A 6,041-nucleotide genomic window follows, 5' to 3' on the forward strand; every position below is an offset into this window, starting at 1 on the left:
AATAAAAAATATGGCACTATAATTTTATTAAATGGCTTTGTGAGCAAGTTTGGCATCAGTAAGGCAAAACAGCAGGCAAAGCTAATAGAGAGGTGTACAGCAAAATAATGAAGAACTTGTCCATAGATTTCCTACGCTCGTTCGTGCTTATTGCACAGACGGGTAGCTACACACAATGTGCCGAGCAGCTTCAGCGCACACAGCCTGCCATTAGCTTACAGATAAAAAAACTAGAAGAAATGATTGGGGAAAAACTATTTTCTCGTGACAAAAATCGCTTGGCACTAACTGGCGCTGGTAGTCGCTTATTGTCATATGGTGAAAAGATAGTGGCACTGAACGATCAGGCGATGGCCGAATTCGGCAAACCGCAGGTTACTGGAAATATTCGGTTAGGCATTCCCAGCGAATTTAGTACAACGCTTATGCCTAAAATTATTCGACGGTTCACCCAAACCTACCCGGAAATATCGCTAGAGGTACATTGTGCACTAAGTAAAGACTTACTTAGTGAGCCGCTTAAAAGTCAGTTCGATTTAATTCTTTCGCTACAAGAAACACCAGAGCCTCAGCAAGACGGCTACATCATTTCAGATCAACTTGTATGGGTGGGAAGTCAGCGCTTTGTAAACAGCGTACCTGCAAAACTGCCTATTATTGCTGCACCGTCGCCGTGTATTTACCGCAAGCGAGCAACTAATCTGTTATCGGCTATCAAAAAACCGTGGCAGGTAGTGTATACCATCGCCGACTTAAACGGCATACAAACAGCCATTAATGAAGGGCTGGGAATAACTGTACTTGCAAAAAGTTCGGTGCCGCCTGGGCTACACGTTTTATCTAATTCAGAAAGTTTACCCGAGCTTGGGCATGTGGGTGTTTGTTTAGTTAACCCTCAAAAAGTGTCATCGAAAGCGATTAGCTTGCTTACTGAAACCATTACCAACGAAGTCGCAAACTTTTAACAGGAAGTAGCAGGGGATAGCTAGCGCGCCTGCTAAACAACAGGGCAAGCGCACCGAAAGGAGTAACAGCTTTTCAATAAAGGCCGTCTATGCCTTTTTAACAAATTGTGCAGTCAGCATCATTTCGCCAGCACCATCTACTTTACAATCTAGCTGGTGGTCTTTGGCATCTTTCACATGACGGATAACGGCTTTGGTGCCAATTTTAAGTACCAATGAACTGCCTTTTACCTTCAAATCTTTTGCTAGCGTAATTTTGTCGCCGGCTACTAACGGTGTTCCGTTGAAGTCTTTTGCTGAGACTTCCTCTTCTACCTCGTTCGGGTTCCACTCGTGTCCACATTCAGGGCAAATGAGTAAAGACTGGTCTTCGTATACATATTCTGATTGGCAGTGCGGGCATGGAGGTAACGACATGTTGGATTCTCTTAAAAAACTAAATTAAAGCGCTCGGGTCATAAAATGGCTGTTAGGGTCGAGCGAGTAACTACCAAAAGGGCCACAATCAACAAAACCAAACTTTTTGTATAGCGTTCTGGCTGCTAAAAAATAATCTTGGGTTCCCGTTTCTAAACTTACCGAGCTAAACCCTCTCATTTTCGCATGTTCTAAAGCAAAAAGTAACAACTGAGACGCTACGCCGCCCCCCCTGAAGGGCTTTGCAGTGCGCATAGACTTAAGTTCAGCGCTATGTGTATCAAGGGTTTTAATAGCCACACAACCAGCAAGCTGTTGCTGTTTCCAGCCACTAAAAAAAGTAATGTTGGGAGCTTTTAGTGCATCAACGTCTAGCGCATGCACGCTTTCTGGTGGTGACGTGGCATACATATCAGATAAATGTTCTTCTAAAAGCGCCAGCACTTCTCCCCCTGTGAGGTCATCAATAATGATCTTCATTTTTTTGCCTGTGGTTAGTTTTCCGTTAGGTGCTTGTAAATGACGTATTTTCAAGGGGATACTGGTTTAATCATGTTGAAAAAACGGTCGTCTTCGCTTTGAATGACAAAACCTACTTTTTTATAAAGCGAAACCGCCGGGCTTATTTTGAAAACCCGTAACGTGAGTAAAGTGGCGTTAGCCCTCAATGCCAGCTTTTCAGCTTCTTCAATGGCGGCGCTCCCTATGCCTAGGTTTTGTGCGCCTGATGTAACTTGAAGGTCGCGCAAAACACAATTGCTTTGTTCAAATTGTAGGCGCATCAGCCCAACTGTTTGCCCATCTAGTTGAATATCGTAGTTAATAAGCTCTGCCGTTACATCAAGTACTTTGGATGCATTCCAATCAGGAGCAAATTGGGCGTAATAATCGCGCATATTATTAAAGGTAAGTTCGGCAGCACGCTTTAAGTTCGAACTTGGTACAAAAGTAATTTTCATGAGAACCTCCACTTTCCATGCATCAGTCTGGTCCTTCGCCATCTTTAGGCGCGCTAGCGAAATAGTCACAAGCGAGCAGAGCGAGTGATTTAATGCGTTAGTTTTGCTCGTTTGCAGAAAACTCTTCAAGAATTCTCATAGTGGGCGTAGGTTTTGAAACCCATTCGCCATTTTCCATGACCTGCATAGTTTCATTGAAGCCACCTTGTGAATAAAAATATTCCGCAACTTCTGCATAAAACTCTTTGATAAGCTGGTCTTCTCGCTCACTTGTGGGTGGCAGCCTAAAGGCATCTGTAATGAGAACTTTGTGAGATATATGACCTCTTAAAGCTAATCTAGCTTTTTCAACTTCTCCATTTTCGATATTTCTTAATGCATATAGCATAAATCTGCCGTTATCTACGTGTTCTTTGGTGTAGCTAGCTGAATTTATTGAAGTCGTTAAATAAAGTGAAGAGAAGAAGCCAACGCTAAATACGGTGATGGTGAATAGCCCCCCAAAAATTCCTATTAAAACCTTCGATTTCATAAACCTTCCTTGTGAACATAGCTATTCAATAACTGGCACAGGCGCGTTGGGCATAATCACGAAGTACCGCTGCGTTATTATCCTAGTGAAAAGAGTGAAAGTATTAAGCACTTTGTTACATTTCAATTTTTCTTACAGAGTGTTCAGCCTTTTTCCTAAAGCTTTCCTCTATTGCCACAAGAAAAGCCAAGATAGCAGACCCAAACAAAGCGTACATAGATAAGGACAAAATGGTCATTGTTGATATTAGACTAATACTATCGATACTTTCGATGTATTTACTAGTAGCCACAATGAGAGATAACAGTAAGAGCACAAAGCCCAAGTAGGCGAATAGTCGTGCAATAACAAGCACTAGCTCTAAATTTTTTGTGGTTAGGTTTGAATAAGGTCTCATTAAAACTCCTTTTTTGTAATTGTCCCGCTTGCTAGAAACATAGAAGACCAAATTAAACACTTTGCGTCAATTTCTTATAACAGGTGAAAAAGTGGTGAGGCTGAATACGACCTTGAACGCCTTATATCAGAACTAGATCGTGATTTAAGAGAGTTAAGTTTATTGTACTCGCAAAACCTGATTTAAAAGATATTGCGTTATTTACGTAACAGAAATGGGGGCGGGAACATGTGGGCTAAAATCCGAGCGAAGCGCTGGGAGCCTGCGTGTTTTTTGTCCCTAGCGAGCGCAGAGAGTGTATTGCGTTTGTTACGCGCTATTGACTTACAGTGCGCAAATACCATAATTGGGTATATATTGGTACTTGGAGAAAGCGAAAATGGCTAAAAATACCAGCATTACCCTTGGTGAACATTTTGATGGCTTTATTGCTAGCCAAATTCAAACTGGTCGATATGGTTCGGCGAGCGAAGTAATTCGTTCAGCTCTTCGCTTGCTAGAGACACAGGAGACCAAATTAAACACTTTGCGTCAATTACTTGTAGCAGGTGAAGAAAGCGGCGAGGCTGAATACGAGCTTGAGGACCTGATATCAGAACTAGATGGCGAATTAAAAGAGTGAAACCATTTAAGTTAACTGTACTCGCAAAATCCGATTTAAAAGATATCGCGTTATTTACGCAGCGGAAATGGGGGCGGGAACAGCGTAATGTATACCTAAAACAGTTCGACGATTCATTTTGGATGTTGTCTGTAAATCCTGATATCGGTAAAAGCTGCGACGAAATAAGAGACGGATACAGAAAGTTTCCGCAAGGAGGTCACCTTATTTTCTACAAGCAAATTGGTAGCCAGGAAATTCTGATTATAAGAATTCTTCATAAAAGTATGGATGTAAATCCCTTACGCTTCGGCGCATAACAATAAGCTAAGCGGCGTAGTTGCGTGGGGCATAATGGCGAACCCTCCCCGCGTGTATGCGTCCCAGCGAACGAAGTGAGTGACTTAATTTTTTTGTTATGTGCGTCCCTAAAATTACCTAGAATTTGCATTTAATCTGATACTCCTTTTCTCCAGTTTTCCATTTTGCTGACTAAACCTGGATAGCGCCAGTCCATGATATATATAAAAGGCGACAAAAAAAGAACAACCAAACTCAATAACAACAAAGATTCTCTAATAGAGCTGATACCCAATTGGTTAATTTTGGTTTGAATAATAGATAGGAAGACCAGCATGCCGAAAATAAAAGGTAGCATTAAAAGATAATGCTTAATCAAATTAGAAACTGTTCTTTGTTTAGCTATATGGCGAGTTTGAAGCCTGCAATGAAACTCTACAGTTAACGCATTTAGGATAGTTGCAATTACTGCTATTAAAGCTAATTCAAACAATTAAAATATCCATATCGTAGAAGCACATAAACGAAGCAACGTAAAAGGCGTCCCTACGATGGCTTTATTATGTTGGTTTTTTGAGCGCTTTACTAACATGAAATAGGCTGATTAGTTTAATCAAAGGTTTTATGATTAACTGCGCACTACCCACGATAAATAACCAAGTACCGCTTTCAACAAGCGACTCATTTAAAAAGAAAAAGCTACCGATCAGAAACCAGACAGCTATTAGCAAATCATTGAATGCGCCTAAAGCCTCATAGCGACGCTGGATCACTATATGGACATTGCTGATGTCCCCGTCCAGTTCTACACCTTGCATCACTAAATCTCCCTAGCTCGATTTATTCTTGAACATAACTTCCCACTAAGGGGCGGTAACACATGGGCTAAAATTAGGAACGAAGTGACGCAGCCCATGTGTTAGCGTCCCAGCGAGCGAAGCGAGAGCCTTGAGTGGTTTGTTATATTGCAACATGCTCAAAAAGCTCTTTGAGGCTGAACACTAGAATAACAGATACGAAGCTTACCCCTGCAATCCTTACAGCTGGCGGCGCGTCTGCTTTAATTTTTAGTTGATTGGCAATTCCAAACTCTTCTTTGAGTGAGAAGAGAACTACTTTATCAATACACCAAATAACTAAAAAACAGTAGACGCTGAGCAAGGAGTAGAACTCAATATCTAAAAAAAGCATGATCAGCATCGTTAAAAGCGATGCGGTTTGAATTAGTAGCGAAACTTTTTTTACCAAGCTAAATCGTCCTTGCAATATAACACCCACATAAGGGGCAGTAACACGTGGGCTAAAATCCGAACGAAGTGAGTCAGCCCACGTGTTAGCGTCCCAGCGACCGGAGGGAGTGCCAACAGCGTTTTGTTAGGCGTACAAAGGAACGTATGCAGCTTTGCTGCCACCACTAGCCAAATAGACCGCGTGTTTAAATTATTGAATTTAAGATAAAACAACCCTGTGCGAAAAGCCAGATGTTAACGGTAATGCTGGATAAAAGAGCGAGTTTAGACAACTTGTAGTGTTAAATGTTGGCGTTGTGATGCTGACGAAAAGCGCGTTGCTAAAGCCGTTGAAACAGCAACAAGAGCTAGCCGCAAAGACAACCTAGCGAAACAACCTTGATGCTGGAATGTCACGGTTAAACCCACTTTTTTATGCTGTAAGTAAATGACGCCTAACGCCCTGCTTAAGGGCACAAATACGGCGGCTATAATCGGAACGAAGTGACACAGTCGCCGTGTTTGTGTCCCAGCGAGCGGCTACATCAGATTGTTAGAATTCATAGCTGGATAAGAGCTAGCATATCGTCACCGTCTTCATCCAAGCAGACTTCTTGAAACCCAAAGCTGGAATAGAAATC

General features: G+C 41.9%; 11 protein-coding genes. 3 read left to right on the forward strand and 8 right to left on the reverse strand.

What is annotated here, in order from left to right:
• The first annotated feature begins 107 nt into the window (after nucleotides 1-107).
• On the forward strand, nucleotides 108-965 hold the full coding sequence (locus ACXAGV_RS17655) for a LysR family transcriptional regulator (protein WP_474874362.1): 858 nt from the start codon (nucleotides 108-110) through the stop codon (nucleotides 963-965).
• Between the two features lie 87 nt (nucleotides 966-1,052).
• On the opposite strand, the gene ACXAGV_RS17660 is transcribed toward ACXAGV_RS17655, so the two are convergent.
• The 5 genes from ACXAGV_RS17660 to ACXAGV_RS17680 form a co-directional block, all read right to left on the reverse strand.
• Nucleotides 1,053-1,382: a zinc ribbon domain-containing protein YjdM gene (locus ACXAGV_RS17660; RefSeq protein ID WP_136783469.1), complete on the reverse strand. Its 330-nt coding sequence runs from the start codon at nucleotides 1,380-1,382 to the stop codon at nucleotides 1,053-1,055.
• Between the two features lie 24 nt (nucleotides 1,383-1,406).
• Nucleotides 1,407-1,862, reverse strand: coding sequence for a GNAT family N-acetyltransferase (locus ACXAGV_RS17665; RefSeq protein ID WP_474874363.1), 456 nt, complete (start codon nucleotides 1,860-1,862; stop codon nucleotides 1,407-1,409).
• Between the two features lie 50 nt (nucleotides 1,863-1,912).
• Nucleotides 1,913-2,341: a GNAT family N-acetyltransferase gene (locus ACXAGV_RS17670; RefSeq protein ID WP_474874364.1), complete on the reverse strand. Its 429-nt coding sequence runs from the start codon at nucleotides 2,339-2,341 to the stop codon at nucleotides 1,913-1,915.
• A 97-nt stretch (nucleotides 2,342-2,438) separates the two neighbouring features.
• On the reverse strand, nucleotides 2,439-2,873 hold the full coding sequence (locus tag ACXAGV_RS17675; RefSeq protein WP_474874365.1) for a hypothetical protein: 435 nt from the start codon (nucleotides 2,871-2,873) through the stop codon (nucleotides 2,439-2,441).
• 115 nt (nucleotides 2,874-2,988) lie between these two features.
• A complete protein-coding gene (locus tag ACXAGV_RS17680; protein WP_474874366.1) occupies nucleotides 2,989-3,270 on the reverse strand; it encodes a hypothetical protein in 282 nt (93 codons plus the stop codon).
• 379 nt (nucleotides 3,271-3,649) lie between these two features.
• On the opposite strand from ACXAGV_RS17680, the gene ACXAGV_RS17685 reads away from it, so the two are divergent.
• Both ACXAGV_RS17685 and ACXAGV_RS17690 read left to right on the forward strand, forming a co-directional pair.
• Nucleotides 3,650-3,892 carry a type II toxin-antitoxin system ParD family antitoxin gene (locus tag ACXAGV_RS17685; RefSeq protein ID WP_474874367.1) on the forward strand — a complete coding sequence of 81 codons (243 nt, stop codon included), beginning with the start codon at nucleotides 3,650-3,652 and terminating at the stop codon, nucleotides 3,890-3,892.
• Nucleotides 3,889-4,191, forward strand: a complete 303-nt coding sequence (locus ACXAGV_RS17690) for a type II toxin-antitoxin system RelE/ParE family toxin (protein WP_474874368.1) — start codon at nucleotides 3,889-3,891, stop codon at nucleotides 4,189-4,191. Before ACXAGV_RS17685 ends, ACXAGV_RS17690 begins: the two co-directional genes overlap by 4 nt.
• Before the next feature lie 131 nt (nucleotides 4,192-4,322).
• On the opposite strand, the gene ACXAGV_RS17695 is transcribed toward ACXAGV_RS17690, so the two are convergent.
• The 3 genes from ACXAGV_RS17695 to ACXAGV_RS17705 all read right to left on the reverse strand — a co-directional run bounded on the left by ACXAGV_RS17695 (nucleotide 4,323) and on the right by ACXAGV_RS17705 (nucleotide 5,419).
• On the reverse strand, nucleotides 4,323-4,664 hold the full coding sequence (locus ACXAGV_RS17695) for a hypothetical protein (RefSeq protein WP_474874369.1): 342 nt from the start codon (nucleotides 4,662-4,664) through the stop codon (nucleotides 4,323-4,325).
• A 67-nt stretch (nucleotides 4,665-4,731) separates the two neighbouring features.
• A complete protein-coding gene (locus ACXAGV_RS17700) occupies nucleotides 4,732-4,989 on the reverse strand; it encodes a YrhK family protein (protein WP_474874373.1) in 258 nt (85 codons plus the stop codon).
• A 142-nt stretch (nucleotides 4,990-5,131) separates the two neighbouring features.
• Complete coding sequence (locus ACXAGV_RS17705; protein ID WP_474874370.1) at nucleotides 5,132-5,419, reverse strand: hypothetical protein; 288 nt, start codon at nucleotides 5,417-5,419, stop codon at nucleotides 5,132-5,134.
• Nucleotides 5,420-6,041: the final 622 nt, after the last annotated feature.

Source organism: Alteromonas sp. ABH4_453, from assembly GCF_056160665.1.